Source organism: Bacillus cereus group sp. MG9 (assembly GCF_040459995.1).
In the GTDB taxonomy this organism is placed as follows: Bacteria; Bacillota; Bacilli; order Bacillales; family Bacillaceae_G; genus Bacillus_A; species Bacillus_A mycoides.
In genome coordinates this window covers 893,620-915,305 of sequence record NZ_JARVHC010000001.1, presented here as the reverse complement: position 1 = coordinate 915,305, position 21,686 = coordinate 893,620, and the positions used below count along the sequence as shown (strand labels likewise).

Sequence of the window (21,686 nt, the reverse complement as noted above, 5' to 3'; positions counted from 1 at the left end):
TTTTTCATCTATTTACCATTACAATGAAATGGTGTATTCTTAATTTTGATGCAAAAAAATAAATATTGAAATTCATTCGCCTTATTATGTAAATAAGGCTTTTATCCCCATCTCTTGGGTATTGAACTAAAGGAATGAAGAAATGGAGGAATATATGGTTAATAAGTTGAAACAAACGGATAACTACTTCCCGCATTTCCTATTGCTATTCATTGTGTTTCAACCAATTTTAGATTTATTAACGTCTTTTTCAATCTATGTATTACACATGAGCGCAACAGTTGGAATCGTAGTCCGTTTCGCCTTTATGCTTCTTGCATTAGGTTATCTACTTCTTCATAGAGAACAACCTGGAGCGAAAAAGTACATTCTCTATTTATGCCTACTCGGGATCGTACTAGCAATTGGTCTTGCAAATAATATGATGATTAAATCTCCAGTTTCATTTGGCGAAGAAGTAAAATTTATTTTAAAGAGCATATATCCAATTGTGCTACTGTTTGGATATATCATCGTCTTTAAAGAGTTGAAAAATAAAGAATATACGTTGCATAAAATCATTACATATTTCTTATATACAACTTTAATTTTAAGCATCACACTGATTGTTGCGATGCAAACTGGTACAGATTTCCCAAGCTACCCTCACTCAAAGATTGGCTCAAGAGGTTGGTTCTTTGCTGGAAATGATTTAAGTTCTATTTTTGCAATTATGTTCCCAATCGTAGTGCTCTATTCGATTCATAAAACAACTTCTTTCTCGAAAATCTATTACTGGATTCCAACAATGCTTGCGATGTATGCAAGTATTATGGTCGGAACGAAAGTAGGATATGGTGCAATTGTTCTAACGCTTGGCGTGGCACTTTTATTCTCATTCATTGAATATATGATTCATCGCAAAAAAGAAGGAACAGGATTCACATATCTCGTAAATACAGTTGTTGCCGCTATTGTACTAGGAGGTTTAATTGTACTTACACCACATACTCCTATCGCAAAAAATATGGGCATCCACATGCAAATATACGAATACAAAAAATCAGTACAAGAAGAAAAGGATAGAAAAGAAGGAAAAGTAATTAAAGAAGAAAAACATGAGCAGGGTGAACTAACAGACTCTGAAATGAAAAGTTTAATTTACAGTGATCGCGATAAATTTTTAAAAGTATACAAACAATACTATAAAGACGCACCACTATCACAAAAACTATTCGGAATGGGCTATGCTGGTAACTATACTGATAAAATTAAGTTAATCGAAATGGATTTCCATGACCTATTCTTTGCATTCGGAATCGTCGGTTTCCTTATTTACTTAATACCATTTCTATACTTCGGTATTAAATTATTCATTCGTATCATGACAAACTTCAAGAAAATATTAACTGTGAAATATATGCTATTAGCTAGCACCGTTGTACTATCAATCGGAATCGGCTTTATGTCCGGCCACGTATTAACAGCGCCGTCCGTTAGTATTTTCTTCGTCGTTATACTCGCTTATATGATTGTTGATTTTGAAATTGAATAATAAAAAAGAAGGTGCTCAAAAAAGTCAGTTATTCTGGCTTTTTGAGCACCTTTTTTTAAAATGCATCTAAATAATCAGTTTTTCTCTTTTATATTTAATTAGTGTTTTACGTATTCTAAGTTTTCTTTTGCGATATATGCTTCATTTACAGCAGGATTATCAGAAATAATTTTAACCCACACTTGTCCATTTATCGTTTCTTCACCTGTAACTGTTACAACTTTATTTGTAGTTAAGCGATAAAGTCGTTCATTTGATCTATGAGGATCCTTTTTCACTTCCACATCATTCTTCACACGAGCAAGTTTATACTTGTTGTATTCTTTTTTACCTAAATAAGAATCAAAACGGTACATATGCCCTGCTACTTTTTTGCCCCAGTTCGCATCAGATGCATATTTCATATTTAAACCGGTAGCTTTATCACCTGTATATGTTGCTGTATAACGCCAATGTCCCGGATTTAAATATCCTTCATTCATGTATACTTTTGCAGCATGTTCAATACAATCTTCTTTTGAATTGAAAGATTCTCCGTTACCATATGGACTATCGTCTGTTGCTTTTAAACCAAACAAGTTATTTTTATCTTTTGCAAGAGCGCTTGTTCCATAATAGCTCTCATGAACTGCTAATGAATATAGGAATAATGCATTTACATTATACTTACTTTCTACTTCTTTAAATTTCTTTCCTAAACCGATTAGTGGAGAATCTGGTTTAACCGATTTTATGTAACTATCTAATTGTTCAGCTGTATAGTCTGTTTTAGAACGCAATGATAAATAATTGAAATATTGATAGAAAGTTTCATTTCCAAACGTCTTTCCATCTACACTATACATTTGCTGTCCTTGCTTCATGAAAGAAGGTGCCGCTCCATATCTAAATTCTGTATATCCAGGTGAACTTGTATTATATGTATAATATCTATGGTATAAATATCCATCTGATTTCACATAATAAGATGAGTTCTTCATTTCATTTGTAGGAATTAAAGTGATTTCATTTTTCTTCACATAACCTGTTAAATCAGAAAGTTGAACTTTCACACGATCTTCTCCAACTTCTAGCACTTTAAATTCCGTTCCATACTGAACATAAGTATAAACTGTTTGTAAATCGTTACCATAAACATTAATTATATTTTGTCCTTCTACTCGCTTCGCACTTGCAAATCCATCTTTAATCCATAAGAATTCATTTTCATACTTCACTGCATTAATACCTTTATTTTGCGCAGCTGTAACTGCTTCTTTATATGTATTATAGCGCTCTACTTCTTGCTCTGTTCCGTTTTCTCTTACATTTATCACGACATATTTCTTAGTTTCTACAGGATTGCTATTTCCGTTTTTTTCAATTGTCTGAAGCATGCGATCCAACATAGCTGAAGCCATACCTCTTGTAGCTGATAAATGTGGTCTAAATGTATTATCTTCTGGATACCCCTTAATAATTTGAGTAGCCACCATAACTTGTACATGCTCTTTATAGTTAATACTATCTTTATCAGTAAAGGTAAGCGGACTTACAGCTATTTTAATATTTTTATAGTCTAACGCTCGCTTTACCATTATCGACATTTCTTCACGTGTAATCACATCATTTGGTGAGAATGTCTCGTTAGTACGACCATTAATAATTTTCGCTCCATATGCTCTACTTACACCATCATATAAACCGTAAGTCTTCGGCACATCCTCGAAATTCGAATCAGCTTTCGGTAAATTTAAAGCCCTTGCTATGAATGTAGCAAACTCTGCTCTTGTTACTAATTTATCAGGCGCATATACATTCTCACCATACCCCATTAAAACTCCTTTAGTAATAAGTGAACGCATATGCGTCTCAAACATATGACCTGTAATATCATCATTTGCCGCATAACTTGAAATAGGAGTTAAAAGTAATGATCCCGTTAATGCCACTGCTGTTATACCTTTTGAAAAAGTCTTCAAGGTTATCCTCCTCGTAATCTACGAATTTATTATCACAAATTTGATTATATAATAATCGCAATCATTTTAGCATAATAAATAGAAATTAACATAAAACGTTTTTATAATTAGAATTTTCATTAAATTAAAAAACAAAATAAAAGACACTTTACTTTTTTAATAAAGTGTCTTTTTCCATATGATCAATGAGTTTCTTTGTTGCCTGTTTGCCTTGCAACCGAAGTTCATCTATTGTTAATTGTAACTCTTGCTGCACAGTTCCTTGTTGCATTAATTGCTTTTTTGCAAGTTCATATAAATACTCAGCACTCCATTCGCCATCCACACTTCCTATAACTGGCTGATTCACTTGACTTAAAAACGAATCAATTTTCGGATCGTACGAAATCCCGACCATTGGAGTTTTGGCTACTGCAGAAAAAACAAGTGCATGAAGACGCATACCAATTAGTAATGAACATTGTGATAAAATGAATATTTTCTCGTCGATATCCATTTTATATGGAAGCATATACGTCTCCTCTCCCATTAATTCTATTACTTCACGCGAAGCTTTTTGATCAAATGGCTCATGCATTGGAACAAATAAAATTTGGTATCCTTCTTGCTTTAATTTTTTTAATGCCATAGCTAATTTTTTTATATAATCTTCTTTTGCATGCCAATAACGTACACTAACCGCGATTACTTTTCCATGTATCGAATGCTTTTGCAACCAATCCGATTGTTTTGTTCGTTTCCATGTTAAAACAGGGTCTGGAACAATTTCAATATCGTTTTTTATACCAAGTCCTTTTAAATATAAAAACGAATCCTCATCTCGAACTGATACATAGGAAGCTTTTGACAAGTTCCATTTTACTAATAGACGATTATATCCTTTTGTAATTGGCCCTATTCCTTGTGAATAAATATAATACGGCTTTTTTAATAATCGAGCGAGTCCCATAATACCCGTATAATATAGAATACTCTTCGTACTTGTCTGATCTTGAAGAAGGCTCCCGCCACCGCTAATAACTCCATCACTGTTTTTAATCGCATGATAAACAGCTTTTATATTCCAGCGATCTACCGATTCTACACCATACATTTCCTTTGTATATTTAGAATCATTTGATAGTACTACTAGTTCTATATCCGGGTTCTCTTTACTTAACGATTCAATAATTGATTGTAGAATCGCCTCGTCTCCAACATTATAAAAACCATAATATCCTGATAAGACTAAACGCACCCTAAATCTCCTCCAAAACTAGGTAACCGTTTATCTCATTTAACATAAACTGGTACCCATTCCTTACCTAAACACTTGATACCCTACATAGTTTCCTCTTTATCAGCTCATATGAATTTTAATAAAAAATTAAATTTCTATATTTATCTTTTCAAAAATGGTATTTTTTTTATTGATATCCATTTTAATTTCAAAGCACATACACCATACAAAATGGTTGTAATACTTAATGCTATACCACTGAATAATAACGTCATAATTCTTGAAGATGTAACATCTATCACATTACACAGTTCATACAATCCTAGTCCCAAAATACATGCTATTCCTAGCACACCAAAAAAGCTTTTTAAATGAATAGAATAGGCAATGTAGCTTCGAATATACAAATAATTTACAATACAAATCAATACGTAAGTAATTAATGTACTATACGCCGCTCCATCTATGCCAAACTCCTGCACTAACATCATGTTTAACACGACTTTCACAAAACTCGCGCCAATAACAATCCATGCAGCTTGTGCAGAACGATTAATCCCCTGTAAAACACCTATTGATAATACCATAACCGCAGTAAAATACGAACTGCCAATCATAACTGTTAACATACTACTGCCTTTTACGTCTGTGAACAATCCGATATTTAACGGTACTGTTAATGCCATCAACCATATTGTTAACGGTGCTGTCAAAACATGCGCTAGTCGATTTGTATTTTGAATTGTTATTTTCGCCAAATTTATATCTCTTTTGGCCAATGCGGAAGTTAAGAGTGGTATTAACGGAAATACAATTGCACTTGCAAAAATAACAATTATTTGCGTGAATGCAAAACCGCGACTGTATATTCCAAATTGTTCTTGAATTTCTGTTGATGATCCTTGTAATACATGCGGTATTGTAAGCGAGTCTACTAAATTTAAAAGTGGCATTGATAAAGCTCCGATAGCGATTGGGATCGATACCCGCAATATCTTTTTGCCGTTTTCTCTTAAATCTCGGAGCGAATAGGAATTGCTTTTATTGTAGTATGGACTTCTATTATATTTTATACGCAAATATATAAGCGAACTAATGACTCCAAGAAAAGAGCCAACCATCGCACCACTAGTAATAACAGTATTACTCTTATCCCATGATACTAGTATGTAAGCAATTATTAGCATAAAAAACACACGTACAAATTGCTCAATGACTTGTGATACCCCTGTTGGTTTCATATCACCGAAACCTTGAAAATACCCTCTATAAACCGCCATGTATGGCGCAATGAGTAATGCTAATGAAGTAATAAGCAACGGCATTCTAGTTTCTTGTCCACCAAGCATATTTGCAATTTCAATAGAAAATAATACAATGACTAAACAGCCGAAAACGCCAAATGCTATCCCTATAATTGACGCTGATTTAAATAATTTCGCAATTTCCTTTTGCTTATTTTTTTCGTTCAACTCTGCAATTAATTTCGAAATTGCAAGCGGAACTCCGGCTACCGATAATGTAAGAGCAATCATATATACAGGAAAAACAAGGCGGAAAATACCGAGCACTTCATCTCCTGCAATATTTTGTAATGGAATTTGAAAAAAACTACCAAGCAATTTCGACAAAAAAGTTGTAATGGTTAAAATTGCTGCTCCTTTTACAAATGTTTTATTCATATTTTTTCTCTTTTCTTTTATACATATACTCTCAAACATATTGTTTTAAACGATAGGGATTCACTTTATCCCATTGATTATCATAACAAATTTATTATAGGTTGAATACTTGGTTTTTTTTTCAAAATAGAAAAGAGAACCAGTTCACGCCTATTTCTTCACAATTAATTTTCTAATTCTTTCCATTATATATGTAAATATTATCACTGTTTCTGTTACTCAAAAAAGCTCTTCTTCTCTATCAATGCGATACATATTACTAAAAACATTATAAGAATATCCCACAACTCTACATTATAATGTATGTAAGATTGTGAGATATTCTAATTACCATCTAAACACTTAAGATTTTCAATTGCTCTTTCTGTTCATCGTTCGCCATTACTACGATTGTTTTTTCAATACTCGGATGTACTTGCTCAAGCTTTACACTTGCTCCTACTTTATTTGATTGCTCAACAAAATTTAATAATGCCATAGCTCCTGATACATCCATATAACGCACATCTTTCATACGTAAAACAACCGGTGACTTCACATCTTGTAAAGTAGAGAAAATACGATCTACTGATAGGAAAGAGAGCGGCCCTTGAATCGTGTACGTTTCTTCTCTTTCTTTTACGATAGAAGTTTTACGTTCTTTACACTTCACCATATATATGATGAACGAAAGAATAATACCGAATGCAACAGCAATCATTAAATCGAACTTCACCGTTACAATCATCGTTACGAGCATAACAACGACATCACCTTTAGGAGCGACATGCATCTTTTTCATGCTTTCCCAATCGAACATTCCAATACCAGTTAAAATTAAAATACCTGATAATACAGCAAGCGGAATGTATTGTACGACCGAACCAAGACCCATAATAAAAATAAATAATATAACACTATGCATACATGCCGAAAGTGCTGTTTTACCACCACTTCTTATATTCACGATAGACCTTACAGTCGCACCTGCACCTGCTAATCCGCCAAACAATCCGCTCATCATATTACCGATACCTTGTCCAATGAGCTCTTTATTACTTTTATGACGTGTACCTGTCACATTATCCATTACGACCGATGTTAACAACGAGTCAATCGATCCTAATAAAGCAATACTAAGCGCTGGTAAAATAAGTGTTGCTATTCCTGTTCCACTTAAAGATGGAATATGAAGCGTAGGCATCGCTTCTGGAATGGTTCCAATCTTTTCAATTACTTTGTTTAATGAAAGATTTCCGATAATCGGTAACTTTACTGTAAGTCCTTCGAGTAGAGAAGAAAATAAAGGAAGCAAAGCTGTCACACCGACTAGTGCTACTAAACTAGACGGAATCGCCTTAATCCATTTGCCAGAAACAATCATTACAATAATCGTTAACACAACAAGTAGAAAACTATTTTGTACGTGCTTTATTTCACCTAAAATAATGATTAATGCAATACCATTCATAAATCCTGAAACGACAGGATACGGAATATATCGAACGTAAGAACCGAGCTTACATACACCGAATAAAATTTGAAATAACCCTGCCATCATAAAGGCAATAAAACTTGCCTCTAAGCCGTGCGTCGCAATAACTCCTGTTGCGATAACAGTAATTGGTCCAGTTGGCCCCGTTACTTGCCCAGGTGTCCCGCCAAATAACGCTGCGAATAAACCTGCAAAAATCGCACCATACAATCCAACAAGTGCTCCCTCAGACGTCCCTGTCGCGGCAATACCAAATGCAATTGCTAGAGGCAACGCAACAATCGCAACAGTAAATCCTGCTAAACATTCCTTTGCTATTTTTTGAAACATATAAATAACCACCTTCATATAAAGTGAAACTTTAATCAGTGGGGAGTTTTTTCATCCCCACTGATTATTAGCCCGCACCAATCGGGCGTTTACGGGCAGTTGATCTCCCACCTAACTTCCTCGCATTCGCCGAAATTTGAGGTGGAGGTCTTACTGCCCGTTAATGCGGGATAAAGTCCACGTTCCATTGTACACCTAAAAATACTCATCCGTTAGCCTGTTTATAAGAAACTCTTTACAGTATCGTGAAGTAAACGCATCCAAATAAAAGTTTCCCCCTTACCTTTGGAAACAATTACAACTATGCTATAATGAACAAATTAAATCTTTTACTATATACTTGGAGGCACTATGCTAACTTTTGAAGAAAAATTATCGATTATTGAATCTTTCCCAGAACTAGAAAGAAAGAACGTATCATTAAAACGTGTAAACTTCCACTTTGAAGAAAGTCGTTTAGATAAAAAGAACGTTGTATATCATTTACACCCAAATGGAAACGGATTTGTATATGCAAACTTCATTAAAGGTTATAGAACAGATGATAAAGGTATGATTAACATCCGTGAGTTTTCAGAAGAAGAACTGCGTTCATTAATTGAAAAAGTAATTGAACGTCTATCACAGGAGCAAGAGGAAATTGTAGCACCAATGGAACCTGCTGCGGAAGAAGAATGGCGTAACGAAGACGGTCATATCCTAACTCTTATTCAAGAGGATGACATGTGGAACGTTTACGCTGGCGTAAACTTAGACGGTACATTCAACTCTTATCCAGAAGCTGCGGAATACCTTGATGAAGAAGGATTTTCACGTAAATAAAAATAGAAAGTGGGTGTCCCCACTTTCTATTTTTTTGCCCCTTTTAACGACTCCCTCAGCACAAACTTCTGCAACTTCCCGCTCGCATTACGTGGAAGTTCATCTACAAATAAGTAATGACGTGGACGTTTATAATCTGCTAATTCATCACTTTCTTTACAATACGTTTCTAAATCAGCTTCTGAAATATTTTCATCTTTCTTTACAACGACCGCAACGACACGCTCTCCCCATAATTCATCTGGCTCACCAAGTACTGCAACATCTAATACACCAGGGTGACTATGAAGAAAATCTTCAATTTCGCGAGGATAAATATTTACGCCACCGCTAATTACCATATCATCAACGCGGTCTGCAACGAATAAATAGCCGTCTTTATCGAAGTATCCTAAATCACCAGAATGATACCAGCCTTTATACATCGATTTTGCATTTGCTTCTTCTCGATTATGATAACCAGCCATCATAGTTGGACCGCGCAAAATAATTTCCCCTACTTCATAAGGAGGCAACGTATCATCTGGCTCTGCTGGTCCATCTTCGTTCGGTTTCACAATTCGAATTTCATGGCTAAAGCACGGTGTTCCTGCTGAACCAGCTTTCGTAATTTGATCCTCTTCTACGAGAAACGCAACAACTGGTCCCATTTCTGTCATTCCGTAAATTTGAACAAGATCAATATAAAGGCGCTCTTTACATTCCTTCACTAGCGCCGGTGCCATTGCAGCTCCGCCGTATACACCGATTTTCATTGAAGTTAAATCATACTTAGTTAGATCTTTTTGCAGTAACATATTCCACATCGTCGGTGCTGCAAAAAACGTCGTAATCTTCTCTTCTTGAATGGTATGTAATACTCTATCCGTATCAAAATGATGTAAAATAACATTCTTTCCGCCAACTTGAATGCGCGGTATGATTCCAGCATTTAACTCGCCGCAATGATATAAAGGTGCTACCACAAGCCCGGCGCTATCCCTGTTATATTTTATGAAATACGTACAAATCATACTATGCTCAGCCATATCACGATGGCGATGTAGTACGCCTTTCGGATGACCAGTCGTTCCGCTCGTATAAAGCATAGAACAAAAATCCATTTCATCGACTACAATATCTACTTTCTCAGCTGATGCTTCATTTACTTTTTCATGGTAAGAACTAGCATAGGAAGGTGCATCGTCTTCCACGTACCAAAAAGACGAATTTGGAAAATCTCGTTCAATCATAGTAACTGTTGATTCGACTGCTTTTTCAAAGACAACTACTTTCGAGGCTGCATCTTGGAGGATATACGATAATTCTTTTGCTTTTAAGCGGAAATTAATTGGATTGAAGATCGCGCCAATTTTCGCACAAGCTAAGTAAACGTTTACAAATTCACGACAGTTATATAGGTAAACAGATACACAATCTCCCTTTCTTACTCCTTCTTTCAATAGAGCTTGCGCCGTTTTATTTATTTGCTCATCCCACTGTTTATATGTCCAACGAATATTTTTTTCTGGTTCTACTAACGCCTCTTTATTCGGATATTTGCCAACTGCCAAATCAAAAATTCTCCCTATCGTCATGTACATGCCAACAATTTCCCCCTTTTCTCTTTCATAAATCTATCATTTCGTCTATAAGTAGACATTGTCCTCTAATAATCTGACTAATTTTTCTGATTATTATCGACATAGTTTTACATATAGACCGTTTGATGGTAAATGAAATTATATCGGCGATTTTTTGAATATATCGAACGCAACTCAATTTATATCAGCTATGTTTCGAATATATCGACTTACCGACAAAAACTGACAATATAAAAAGAGGCTGTTCCAAACCGGAACAACCCCCTTCTTCTTACACGAATAGCTCTTCTAAAATTTTCAGTTTATCTTCTGTATATTTCACGAAGCCATCGTTATATGATTTTGGATCTTTCGGATTCGCAAAGTGTGTAATTGCTCCTGTTTGTGGGTGAACAAATTTACTTGATGCCCCGCAACCAAGTCCGATAATCGATTGTACTTCTTCCATAATAACAATATTGTAGATACTTTCTTGCGTCGGTATTGCATACCCAACGTTTTCTAAGTTACCTAAAATATTTTTTTGACGATATAAATAGTATGGTACGTAATTATGGTTCTTCGTCCACTCTTCCGCCTCATGCATCATCGCAGTAATTTCTTCGCGACCTGCTACTTTATATTTACGTTTGTTTTGCGTCATTTCAGAAGCACGTTTAAATGATAACGTATGAACTGTTAACGATTCTGGCATTAACTTTTCTGTTTCATCTAACGTATGCTTAAAGATGTCTAATCCTTCACCAGGAAGACCAATAATTAAATCCATATTAATATTGTTCATTCCCATTTCACGTGCTAAATGATACTTCTCAATCGTTTCTTCTACAGTGTGATGACGTCCAATTGCTTTTAGTGTTTCTTGGTGGTATGACTGCGGATTAATACTAATACGGTCAATATTCCATTTATTTAACACTTCTAGCTTTGCTGGTGTGATCGTATCTGGGCGACCTGCCTCAACTGTTACTTCACGTACATCTTTCACATCAGGGAAAGCTTGGTACATTTCTTCATACAACATATCCATTTCTTCTGCTGTAATACTCGTCGGTGTACCTCCGCCGTAATAAATCGTCGTAACTGTAACACCTTTTTCTTTTAAAAACTTACCAATTTCACGAACTTCATAATGTAACCCGCCTAAGAACGAATCAACTGATCCTTGGCGTCCGTTAATTGCATAAGCCGGGAACGTACAGTACGCACATTTTGTAGGACAAAACGGAATACCAATGTAAATACTTACTTCTTCTTTCAAACGGTATAAATCCGGAACAACCGCTAATTGGCAATCAACAATACGCTGAAGAAGTTCAATTTTCTCTTCATGAATTAAATAACTTTCACGAAGTTCTTTATGCGCTTCTTCTTTTGACATACCATTTTGAAGCAGTTTGTGAAGAAGTTTCGTTGGGCGTACCCCAGTTAATATTCCCCAGCTCTGTTCAAGTCCAGTTAGCTGTTGAAGTACAGAAAGATATACGTAAGAAACAACATGTTTCACTTGCTTCATACGTTCTTTTTCTTCTGTGAAAGCAGATAAATCTTTTGCGAATGTTTCTTCATATACATTTCCGGTTGCAACATCTGTTAAACGAGCCGATGCTGTCACATTACCTTCTATCTGTATATCAACGATAAGATTTGCTTCTTCTTTCTCAAACCCTATCGTGCTCTCTTCAAAAAATAAACCGCCAATATTTTGTAGCGGACGTAAAAAACGATCATCTTGTAACGTTTTAATTGAAATTAACAACATTATCACCTTTTCATTTGCAAACTCTCTTTAGTTTACTTGAAGGGCGTTTGAAGGTCAATACAGAAGGTTTTACCTGTTTCTCTTACATTTTTTCAAATAATTCTTTTTATGAATATCGCTCATGTATATAGACATCATGATTTTCTCTTGTTAAAATTTATTAGTACGAAAATCTATACATGGTGAAAATACAATATATAAAGGAGGAATGTTAACACTAGATTCCATAATCTAATGTGTTAAAAAAAATATGAAAAAGAAATTTTATAGTGTTTTAACTCTCTCTCTTGCATTACAAACTGTTCTTGCACCTACTTATTCATTTGCAGAGAGTGCTGAAAAATCCGCCGAAGTATATACGGAGGATCAAGTTTTTAAAAGTATCAAAGAGCATGTGAAAGAGCATAGTACTCATGAAGAAGATATCGAGGTTACTGGCCAATTCCTACTATACACATCAAAAAAACATTCATTATATACCGCGAATGATTTAAAAAACAAATCGAATATCGAGATTACAGAACAAGTCGTAACGGCGACAAAGAAAAAAGGGAATGCATACTACATAACAACTCCAGCTGGCGCTGGGTGGATAAATAACAATGATAATAGCTTAGAAGTTCAAGAGATTCATAAACTATCTAATCAAAAATTAATTGTGAAAGAAGAAGCTTCCATACATTCATTACCATTCCAAACGTTTAAAGAAGAGGGTAAACTACAGCCTCAAGTAATTATTCCTACTGAACAAGCAGGAAATTGGTTTAAAGTCCAAATAAATGAAACATCAAAATGGATTTATGCACCTTCTGCTACATTTGAAGGTACAAAAGCTTCATTATTAAAAAACGGTCGTTCTGCTAAAAGTAGTTTATTGAGAGCTCCAGCTACTCTACAAACAAACAATATTTATGGCGTTACATTTAAAGAAATGATTGTCCCAAAAGGAAATGACGATATTCGCCCTGGCTACGCGATGGTCCCTAAATATATTACGATTCACGAAACGGCTAATCCAGCGAAAGGTGCCAATGCTCTAAATCACGCAAAATTCTTAGATAGTCAAGCACGCGGAACAGCTGATCGCGCCGCATCTTGGCATTTCACAGTAGATGATAAAGAAATTTATCAACATCTTCCAGTAAATGAAGTTGGATGGCATGCTGGAAATAAAACTGGAAACTATGAATCTATCGGAATTGAAATTGCCGTTAATCAAGATGGAAACTATGAAAAAGCGGTAGAGAATGCCCGTAAATTAGCAGCTTATTTAATGAACGAATTAAATATTTCTCTAGATAAGGTCCAAAAACACCAATTTTGGTCAGGAAAAAATTGCCCTGCGTATATGATTCAACGCGGACAATGGGATGCTTTCTTAAAAGGAACTGAAACATACTATAAGGAAAACCGAAAAGATCCAGTAACTGATGACATTACAGGTGGATGGTATGAACAAGACATTCGTCAATTAGCAGCTAGAGGCATTATGCAAGGAGAAGGGAACGGCAAGTACTTCCCAGAACGTCTTGTAACGCGTGCTGAATTTGCTACATTAATTACTCGTGCTTTACAATTACCAAGTGGAAATGCTAATTTCACAGACTTAGAACAAGTACATCCATCTTTAAGAGACGGTATTAATCGTGCAGCAAGCGCAGGCATAATCCGCGGACGTGGTGATAATACCTTTGATCCAAATACTACAATTACACGCGAAGAAGCTGTTATTATGATTGATCGTTCTCTAAAACACGCTGGTATTTTCGCAAAACCAGTTGAACTACCATTCGTAGACCAAAACTTAATTTACGCTAAAGAAGAAGTACAAAGAGTGTATGGATATGGAATTGTAAAAGGTAACGAATTTAATCAATTCGTACCAAAAGGACCATCACAACGTGCTCACGCAGCTGCATTTATAAACAGAATGCTTAACGTGATTGAAGCTTAAAAACATTTATAACTAAATATAGATGTTTTTACTTTAATCCTTCTGTATTAACCTAAAAGGCAAAAGAGATAATATTATCTCTTTTGCCTTTTATACATGTATTAACTATTTTTAGTCATAAATTTTAAACGTATTCCTAATAATAGAAGAACAACACCGACGAATGGAAGATAATTCATATCATGCCCTGTAGCTGGAAGTTTTTGATTGTTAAAACCGCCTTGTTCTTTTTCTGGTAAGTTAGGCTTTTCTACTTCTTCGCCTGGGCTTTCTGTTCCTTCACCTGGCTTTTCTATTCCTTCACCTGGCTTTTCTGTTCCTTCACCTGGTGTTTCTGTTCCTTCACCTGGCTTTTCTGTTCCTTCACCTGGCTTTTCTGTTCCTTCACCTGGTGTTTCTGTTTCTCCACCTGGTGTTTCTGTTCCTTCACCTGGCTTTTCTGTTCCTTCACCTGGCTTTTCTGTCTCTCCACCTGGTGTTTCTGTCTCTCCACCTGGTTTCTCTGGACCTTTTCCTGTTTCTTTTTCATTGGTAATTTGAAGCTTTATAACTTCTACTTTCTCATTAGAAATCGTAAATTCAATTCCCTTATCAGATAAATTATATCCTTCTGGAGCCTGGACTTCTTTTAAAACGTAATCTCCTGGTTCCAGTTTCTTCGAAGTTGCTTTACCATTTTTATCTGATGTTAATGTGTCTATTTTTATTCCATCTTTCAGAATTTCAAACACTGCACTTTCTAATTTTTTCTCTGTATCATTAGCATCTATCTTTGTAATTTCTACTTGACCTGTGATTTTTTCTTTCACTTTTTCATTCAATACTTCTTGTTTTACTACTTCATTTGCTACAACATTTACTTCCACTTTTAATTCTACCGCTTTGTAGCCTTCCGGCGCTTTCGTTTCTTCTAACGTGTACTTACCTGGCACTAAGTTTTCGAATGTCACAACACCATCTTTATTCGTTGTTTTCGCTTCTCCAACTACTTGACCAGTTTCGTTTTTCAGTCTGAATTCTGCGCCTTCTAGAACTTTTCCACTCTCTGCATCCTTTTTGATTACTTGTAAGCTTCCTAGTTCTTTCGCATTTTCTACTTGTACTTGTACTACTTTGTTTGCTTCCACAACGACTTCAATTTCTTCTTTTAGTAATTTATATCCTTTTGGTGCTTTCGTTTCTTTTAACGTGTATTTTCCTGGTTCTAATTTCTTAGAGATTACTTTACCTGTTTTATCTGTTCGTAACATCTCTACTTTCTTACCATCTTTATACACTTCAAATTCTGCGTCTGATAAAAGCTTCGTTTTATCGCTTGCATCTACTTTTACGATTTCAAATTGACCAAGGCTCTTACTATTCGTTACTTTTACATCAACAACTTTTTCACCGTCGACTGTTACATGAATTACTTGTTTTGTTAACTCATAACCTTCTGGTGCTTTTGTTTCTTCTAACGTATACTCACCCGGTACTAGTCCTTCTACTTTAACCGTTCCAGACTTATCTGTTGTAATTTTTTCTTTTACAACATTTCCTTTAGCATCTTTCAATGTAAATACTGCGCCTGCTAAACGTTCCGCTTGATCTTTATCATCTGTTTTAATAATTTGTAGAGAGCCCAAGAGTTTTTCATTTTCTGCCTCTACTTTTACTACTTCTTTCTCATTTTGAATTGTTACTTTCCATTCTTTATTTGAAATCTTGTAACCTGCTGGTGCTTTCGTTTCTTTCACTGTGTATTCACCTAATGGTAATTTCGGTAACATCGCTTTTCCACTCTCATCAGTTTTCAACTCTGCTACCTTTTTACCATCTTTATACACAGTAAATTCTGCATCTGATAATAGCTTCGTTTTATCATTCGCATCTACTTTTACGATTTCAAATTGACCCAGAACTTTTTCGTTCATTACTTCTTGTTTTACTACTTCATTTGCTACAACATTTACTTCCACTTTTAATTCTACCGCTTTGTAGCCTTCCGGCGCTTTCGTTTCTTCTAACGTGTACTTACCTGGCACTAAGTTTTCGAATGTCACAACACCATCTTTATTCGTTGTTTTCGCTTCTCCAACTACTTGACCAGTTTCGTTTTTCAGTCTGAATTCTGCGCCTTCTAGAACTTTTCCACTCTCTGCATCCTTTTTGATTACTTGTAAGCTTCCTAGTTCTTTCGCATTTTCTACTTGTACTTGTACTACTTTGTTTGCTTCCACAACGACTTCAATTTCTTCTTTTAGTAATTTATATCCTTTTGGTGCTTTCGTTTCTTTTAATGTGTACTTTCCTGGTTCTAATTTCGTAGATATTACTTTACCTGTTTTATCTGTTCGTAACGTATCTACCTTTTCACCATCTTTATACACTTCAAACTCTGCGTCCGATAATAGCTTCGTTTTATCATTCGCATCTACTTTTACGATTTCAAATTGGCCTGTAGCTTTTTCAGCGATTTTTTTATTCAACACATCTACAGTCACTGTTTTATTAGCAGCTACATCAACACGAACTGAGCTAGATGATAGTTCATAACCTTTTGGTGCTTCAACTTCTTTTAATGTATATGTTCCAACTGGAAGTTGTTTTGATAAAGCTGCACCTTTACCATCTGTAATAATTGTTTCAACAACATTTCCATCTTTATCTATAACATCAAATTTTGCACCTGGTAGAAGTTGACCAGATTCACTATCTTTTTTCAACAATTTAAATTGACCATTCTCTACTTTTTTCGTATTCTTCATAACAATTTCAATTACGTTTGTACCATTAATTGTTACTTTTACTGGTGTATCAACTTTTATATATCCTTCTGGTGCACTTATTTCTTTTACAAAATAGTCACCAAGTGGTAAATCCTTGACTTCAGCAATACCCTTTTCATTCGTTGTAACAGTAGCTACAACATTATTGTCTTTGTCTATAACATCAAATTTTGCATCTTTTAACACAATGTTTTCATCGTTTGCATCAACTTTTTTAATTTGTAAATTTCCTTTTTCAACTGATGGATTTTTCCATTTCGGCCAGTTAAATTTAAAATTGTGAACCTCAAACCCATCTCTTTGGTGTAATCCCCCAACATAGGCTTGTCCATTAATAGAACCACCCTTTGTCTCTACAACAGCATTTGGAGCAAACACACTTCCTACTACGCCATATCCTTTTGTTGATATTTTTGTAGCATTCGGAAACGCCCAAATTACTTTACTAGCTAACTCAGTAAAAGGTGAATTAGGATCATATGCTTGTGATGTATTAATTAAGTCTGTTGCCATCCCAGTATTTTTCGTATCGTACAAAATTGCACCGCTACCAAAATTCACTTCTTCTGCGTCTGAATAAATAACAATAAAGTCTTTGTTATTTACATTCGGAAGATAAACATCTCTTACATCAAATGTTTTCTTTCCTGTTAAGCCTGAAGAAACATAAATATTAGGATTGTTTACATCCTCTCCGATGCCAAAACTCATATTAGGTTTTGGTTTATCAGTATGTAATTGACTCGCATCTCCAATTACACCATCAACGTCTTTTCTAAATTCTTTGAACTTGGCATCAATCTCTGCTTGCTCTTTATAAGAGATACGGTCATAAGATGACTTCATTGCACCTTCTGGGTCACCATCTTTTGTCATCGCCACTGTTCCATCTTGAATGATTACTTGTCCTGCTCCCGCTTTCGTAAATTGACCACCTAGTAATAATGATGGATATCCTTCATCTTTCCATGTTGCTCCAGCTAAGTTGTTTGCTCCAGTTGCAGCCGCTACGACTGTATAACTTGATGCGTTCATGTTCTTTTGAACAGCCATCGCACCCTCAATATCCGCACTCGTTGCACTATGATCACCAAAAATGATTGCGTTATAATAAGATGTATCGCCTAAACCTTTTAATTCTGTTGTAGCTGCCTCCGCTTTATACGGTAAATGGATTAAAAAATTCATACATACTAACAATATAATTATAAAACTACTGCATATCTTTTTTACTTTTTGACTTAATGATTTCCTCAAGAAATTCATTCCCCCTTTTCAAATTTCAAAAACTTATAACAAGAAGTACATTTCAGATGTACTTAAAACCTATTCATACTAATTTACAAATAATCCATTTAAATAAAACAAAGAAGCTCTACAACTAATTGGCGAAACTACTACAATTCATTTTTGAGATAATACGTGAACTAAACTAACATGCCGAAGTGTTTTTACGTACGGGAGCTCAATAAAATTAACTCGAAGAATATTTCATGTGGTGTAACTATTTTGGCAACATCATCCACTCTACAACAGTTTTTTAAAGTATTCAAGTGAATTGTATGGATTACAGACACAATTCCTAACCTGAAACGCTTTCATTTCTTATTGGAATATTGATTTAAACTTTTCAAATAAAGTCGACAAAAAAACGTAGCCAAAAAGCTACGTTTTTCTTTCATCGTTTCGGTGTATGTTTATGATTCTTTAAAAAAGGAAGCGGGAATTGCTTACGAAAATGCTCTTTAATCATGTACTCTACGCCGTTCTCAGTATTAGAACGTGTAATCCAGTCCGCCGCTTGCTTTAATTCTACAGGAGCGTTCCCCATCGCTACCCCAAGCCCAACATTTTCAATTACCTCTAAGTCTTCTACGCTATCTCCAATCGCAACCATTTCACTAAGGTTAATATTTAAATGCTCCCCAAGTAATTGTAAACCACGTAGTTTTGATACATTTTGAGGGAGAATTTCTATATGTCTTTCATCACACTCGACGTACTCTACATCTTGAAATGCCTTTTTTAACGTATTCATCCCTCTTTCTTTTTCACCTTTCGTATGGAAAACAATATCAATTTTTGGCGCAGCTACTGGATGATCACGCAGTGCATCCCCTAGCGAATCTACAAATTGAACTGGATAAAATAACGGATCTGCGCTTGATAATACAGTACGCGCAATTAAGTTTGGTGTATTTCTCTCACGATTCCCAATTGAATATCGTTCATGAGAAATGCGAACATTACAATCAAAATGCTCTAACACTTGCACGATATTAAAGGTTTTCTCTTCAGATAATCTCCTTTGAACGAACGGCTTATCTAACGTCGCTGAAACGAAAGCACCACCATGTGTAACTAATATAGAATCTAATTTTAACGCCTTCGCTATTTTATGAGCAGATTGAAAATTACGATTCGTAAACAATGTAACGTATACATCTTTTCTTTTCACAAAGTCAATTGTCTCCCGTAACCCTTTTGCGATTTTTCCGTTGTTGTATAGTAGTGTCCCATCTATATTAAGAGCTAGTAAGCGATAAATCATGTCGCACTCCCCCTCTTCGCTGTTGTACTCTATCCATAATTTATGAAATAAATGTAGTAAATAGAACGAGTTAGAATTACTACTGAAAATTTGGTTTACTATATACATATACAACTGGCAAAGGAGATAGTACAATGCAGGCACCTCCTTCTTTTTATGAAGGCGATACATTAGTGGTCGCAAAGAAGTTACTCGGACATAAACTCGTTCATATTGTAGACGGCATAAAGCGGAGCGGTTTTATTGTAGAAGTAGAAGCATACAAAGGTCCAGATGATAAGGCCGCTCATAGTTACGGAGGCAGACGGACTGATCGAACAGAAGTAATGTTCGGTGCACCCGGACATGCTTACGTATATTTAATTTACGGCATGTATCATTGCTTTAACGTAATTACAGCACCAATCGGCACCCCGCAAGGAGTTCTCATTCGTGCCCTTGAACCTGTAGATGGAATCGAAGACATGAAACTAGCGCGCTACAACAAAACTGACATTACGAAAGCTCAGTATAAAAACTTAACAAATGGCCCCGGAAAACTATGCCGCGCGCTCGGAATCACTTTAGAAGAGCGCGGCGTATCACTTCAAAGTGATACGTTACATATTGAATTAGTTCCTGAAGAAGACCATTTATCATCCACACATAACATAATAGCTGGTCCTCGTATTAATATTGATTATGCAGAAGAAGCCGTTCACTATCCATGGCGGTTTTATTATGAAAAGCATCCGTTTGTTTCAAAATAAAGAAGCTATCCTATAAGTAAGTGAAACCAACTTATAGGATAGCTCTTTTTTCGTAATTCATCACACGCCGAAAAGCCGAAATCCGGGCTCGGATTTCGGTTTTGTTTCTATAAAAGAAACCGTTGTTCCTCCAACATTGCCAAATACAGCTCATCTCCAAAGAGAAAATCTTAAAAGCATTATTTTTTTAATGCATAATAATTATCCAAATTGAATTTCGACATAATGAAAGTTCCTGTTGGCGTTAAAAGTTGTGACATAGATTGTATGACCTGCGGTAATTTCGCTGGCTCAATAGGATGTGATAACAAAATGTACTGGAATTTTTCATCTGTAAATACCTCATGTAACTTGTCATACTCAGCAGAAGTTGTAGGAGCTACCCTATTTGCAAGAGCTGCTGCTTTTTCATTAATTTCTGCTCCAAATATGGGAACTGCCGGGTAACGCCTTTTCATTTCTAATAAAGTTGCACCACATCCAGCTCCTATATGAAGAATATTCACTTGATCAGGCGCAAATCGATCTACAATTGCTAGTAAATCATAATGAATGTATAAACTTTCACCATAAAATCCCCATTTTTCATACAATTTTATATTATTTGCATGTAAAACTACAGAAAATTTCATACTATCTTCTTTCCATGAGACACTTCCGTAGTGATGAATAAATGTATCTTTACATAAATACAGTTTATATCCTTTTTCAAACATTCTTAGTGACAAATCATCATCTTCATAATTCCCCGGTGTAAATCGTTCATCTAATAATCCAACTTCATCTAACACTGATTTTTTTATAAGCATACAGAATCCGATTAATTTCATACGTTCTTCCCATTTATTTTTATCACTTTGATTATATAAAGTTGCAAACTTCTGCATTCCTTCAATATCTTTATAAAAGGTTGGTATAGCAGTATAGTAAGCGGCATTATTAGTTATGGGCCCTACCGCTCCAGTATCCTTACTTTCATATAAACACCGAATTAAGTTGCTTAGCCAATTTTCAGTTACGACCACATCATTATTCAATAATAGAATATTGTCACCTTTTGCCTCTTTAATTCCCTGATTGCATCCCTTTGGAAAACCCATATTCTCCGCATTTTCCACTAGCATAATATCCGATTGTTTTTGTAACCATTCTACAGTACCATCTGTTGACGCGTTGTCCACAACTATTAACTCATACTCTTGTTCCACTGTATAAGTTCTAATACTTTGGATGCATTCTTTTGTATACTGTAATTGATTATGAGTCAATATAATTATACTTGTGAGCATGAATCAAA

13 protein-coding genes are annotated in these 21,686 nt (G+C 35.2%); 4 read left to right on the top strand and 9 right to left on the bottom strand.

Annotation, left to right across the window (positions count from 1 at the left end):
• Nucleotides 1-154: 154 nt before the first annotated feature.
• The gene (locus QCI77_RS04590) at nucleotides 155-1,534 is read left to right on the top strand and encodes an O-antigen ligase family protein (protein WP_353824564.1); all 1,380 of its coding nucleotides are present in this window, start codon (nucleotides 155-157) and stop codon (nucleotides 1,532-1,534) included.
• A 98-nt stretch (nucleotides 1,535-1,632) separates the two neighbouring features.
• On the opposite strand, the gene QCI77_RS04585 is transcribed toward QCI77_RS04590, so the two are convergent.
• The 4 genes from QCI77_RS04585 to QCI77_RS04570 form a co-directional block, all read right to left on the bottom strand.
• Nucleotides 1,633-3,495, bottom strand: coding sequence for an S-layer homology domain-containing protein (locus tag QCI77_RS04585; RefSeq protein ID WP_088035283.1), 1,863 nt, complete (start codon nucleotides 3,493-3,495; stop codon nucleotides 1,633-1,635).
• A 148-nt stretch (nucleotides 3,496-3,643) separates the two neighbouring features.
• A complete protein-coding gene (gene csaB, locus QCI77_RS04580) occupies nucleotides 3,644-4,732 on the bottom strand; it encodes a polysaccharide pyruvyl transferase CsaB (protein ID WP_002087333.1) in 1,089 nt (362 codons plus the stop codon).
• Nucleotides 4,733-4,875: 143 nt separating this feature from the next.
• Entirely contained in the window at nucleotides 4,876-6,396 is a 1,521-nt protein-coding gene (locus QCI77_RS04575) for a putative polysaccharide biosynthesis protein (protein ID WP_193652638.1), read from the bottom strand.
• A 334-nt stretch (nucleotides 6,397-6,730) separates the two neighbouring features.
• Nucleotides 6,731-8,200 carry a SulP family inorganic anion transporter gene (locus QCI77_RS04570; RefSeq protein WP_012260397.1) on the bottom strand — a complete coding sequence of 490 codons (1,470 nt, stop codon included), beginning with the start codon at nucleotides 8,198-8,200 and terminating at the stop codon, nucleotides 6,731-6,733.
• Nucleotides 8,201-8,551: 351 nt separating this feature from the next.
• Here QCI77_RS04570 and QCI77_RS04565 point away from each other — a divergent pair, with 351 nt between their 5' ends.
• Entirely contained in the window at nucleotides 8,552-9,022 is a 471-nt protein-coding gene (locus QCI77_RS04565; protein WP_002010927.1) for a hypothetical protein, read from the top strand.
• Nucleotides 9,023-9,048: 26 nt separating this feature from the next.
• Here QCI77_RS04565 and QCI77_RS04560 read toward each other — a convergent pair whose 3' ends face one another.
• Nucleotides 9,049-10,605 (bottom strand): fatty acid--CoA ligase, encoded by a 1,557-nt coding sequence (locus QCI77_RS04560; RefSeq protein WP_088038597.1) that lies wholly within the window; start codon nucleotides 10,603-10,605, stop codon nucleotides 9,049-9,051.
• A 271-nt stretch (nucleotides 10,606-10,876) separates the two neighbouring features.
• Nucleotides 10,877-12,367, bottom strand: coding sequence for a coproporphyrinogen III oxidase (locus tag QCI77_RS04555; RefSeq protein WP_002010930.1), 1,491 nt, complete (start codon nucleotides 12,365-12,367; stop codon nucleotides 10,877-10,879).
• Between the two features lie 250 nt (nucleotides 12,368-12,617).
• Between QCI77_RS04555 and QCI77_RS04550 the strand changes: the two genes are divergently transcribed.
• Nucleotides 12,618-14,321: an S-layer homology domain-containing protein gene (locus QCI77_RS04550; protein ID WP_012260394.1), complete on the top strand. Its 1,704-nt coding sequence runs from the start codon at nucleotides 12,618-12,620 to the stop codon at nucleotides 14,319-14,321.
• 101 nt (nucleotides 14,322-14,422) lie between these two features.
• Here QCI77_RS04550 and QCI77_RS04545 read toward each other — a convergent pair whose 3' ends face one another.
• The gene (locus tag QCI77_RS04545) at nucleotides 14,423-18,346 is read right to left on the bottom strand and encodes a SpaA isopeptide-forming pilin-related protein (protein WP_353824563.1); all 3,924 of its coding nucleotides are present in this window, start codon (nucleotides 18,344-18,346) and stop codon (nucleotides 14,423-14,425) included.
• A gap of 421 nt (nucleotides 18,347-18,767) precedes the next feature.
• The gene (locus QCI77_RS04540) at nucleotides 18,768-19,640 is read right to left on the bottom strand and encodes a Cof-type HAD-IIB family hydrolase (RefSeq protein ID WP_012260392.1); all 873 of its coding nucleotides are present in this window, start codon (nucleotides 19,638-19,640) and stop codon (nucleotides 18,768-18,770) included.
• 134 nt (nucleotides 19,641-19,774) lie between these two features.
• Here QCI77_RS04540 and QCI77_RS04535 point away from each other — a divergent pair, with 134 nt between their 5' ends.
• On the top strand, nucleotides 19,775-20,389 hold the full coding sequence (locus QCI77_RS04535) for a DNA-3-methyladenine glycosylase (RefSeq protein WP_012260391.1): 615 nt from the start codon (nucleotides 19,775-19,777) through the stop codon (nucleotides 20,387-20,389).
• Between the two features lie 179 nt (nucleotides 20,390-20,568).
• On the opposite strand, the gene QCI77_RS04530 is transcribed toward QCI77_RS04535, so the two are convergent.
• On the bottom strand, nucleotides 20,569-21,678 hold the full coding sequence (locus QCI77_RS04530; RefSeq protein WP_002169077.1) for a glycosyltransferase: 1,110 nt from the start codon (nucleotides 21,676-21,678) through the stop codon (nucleotides 20,569-20,571).
• Nucleotides 21,679-21,686: the final 8 nt, after the last annotated feature.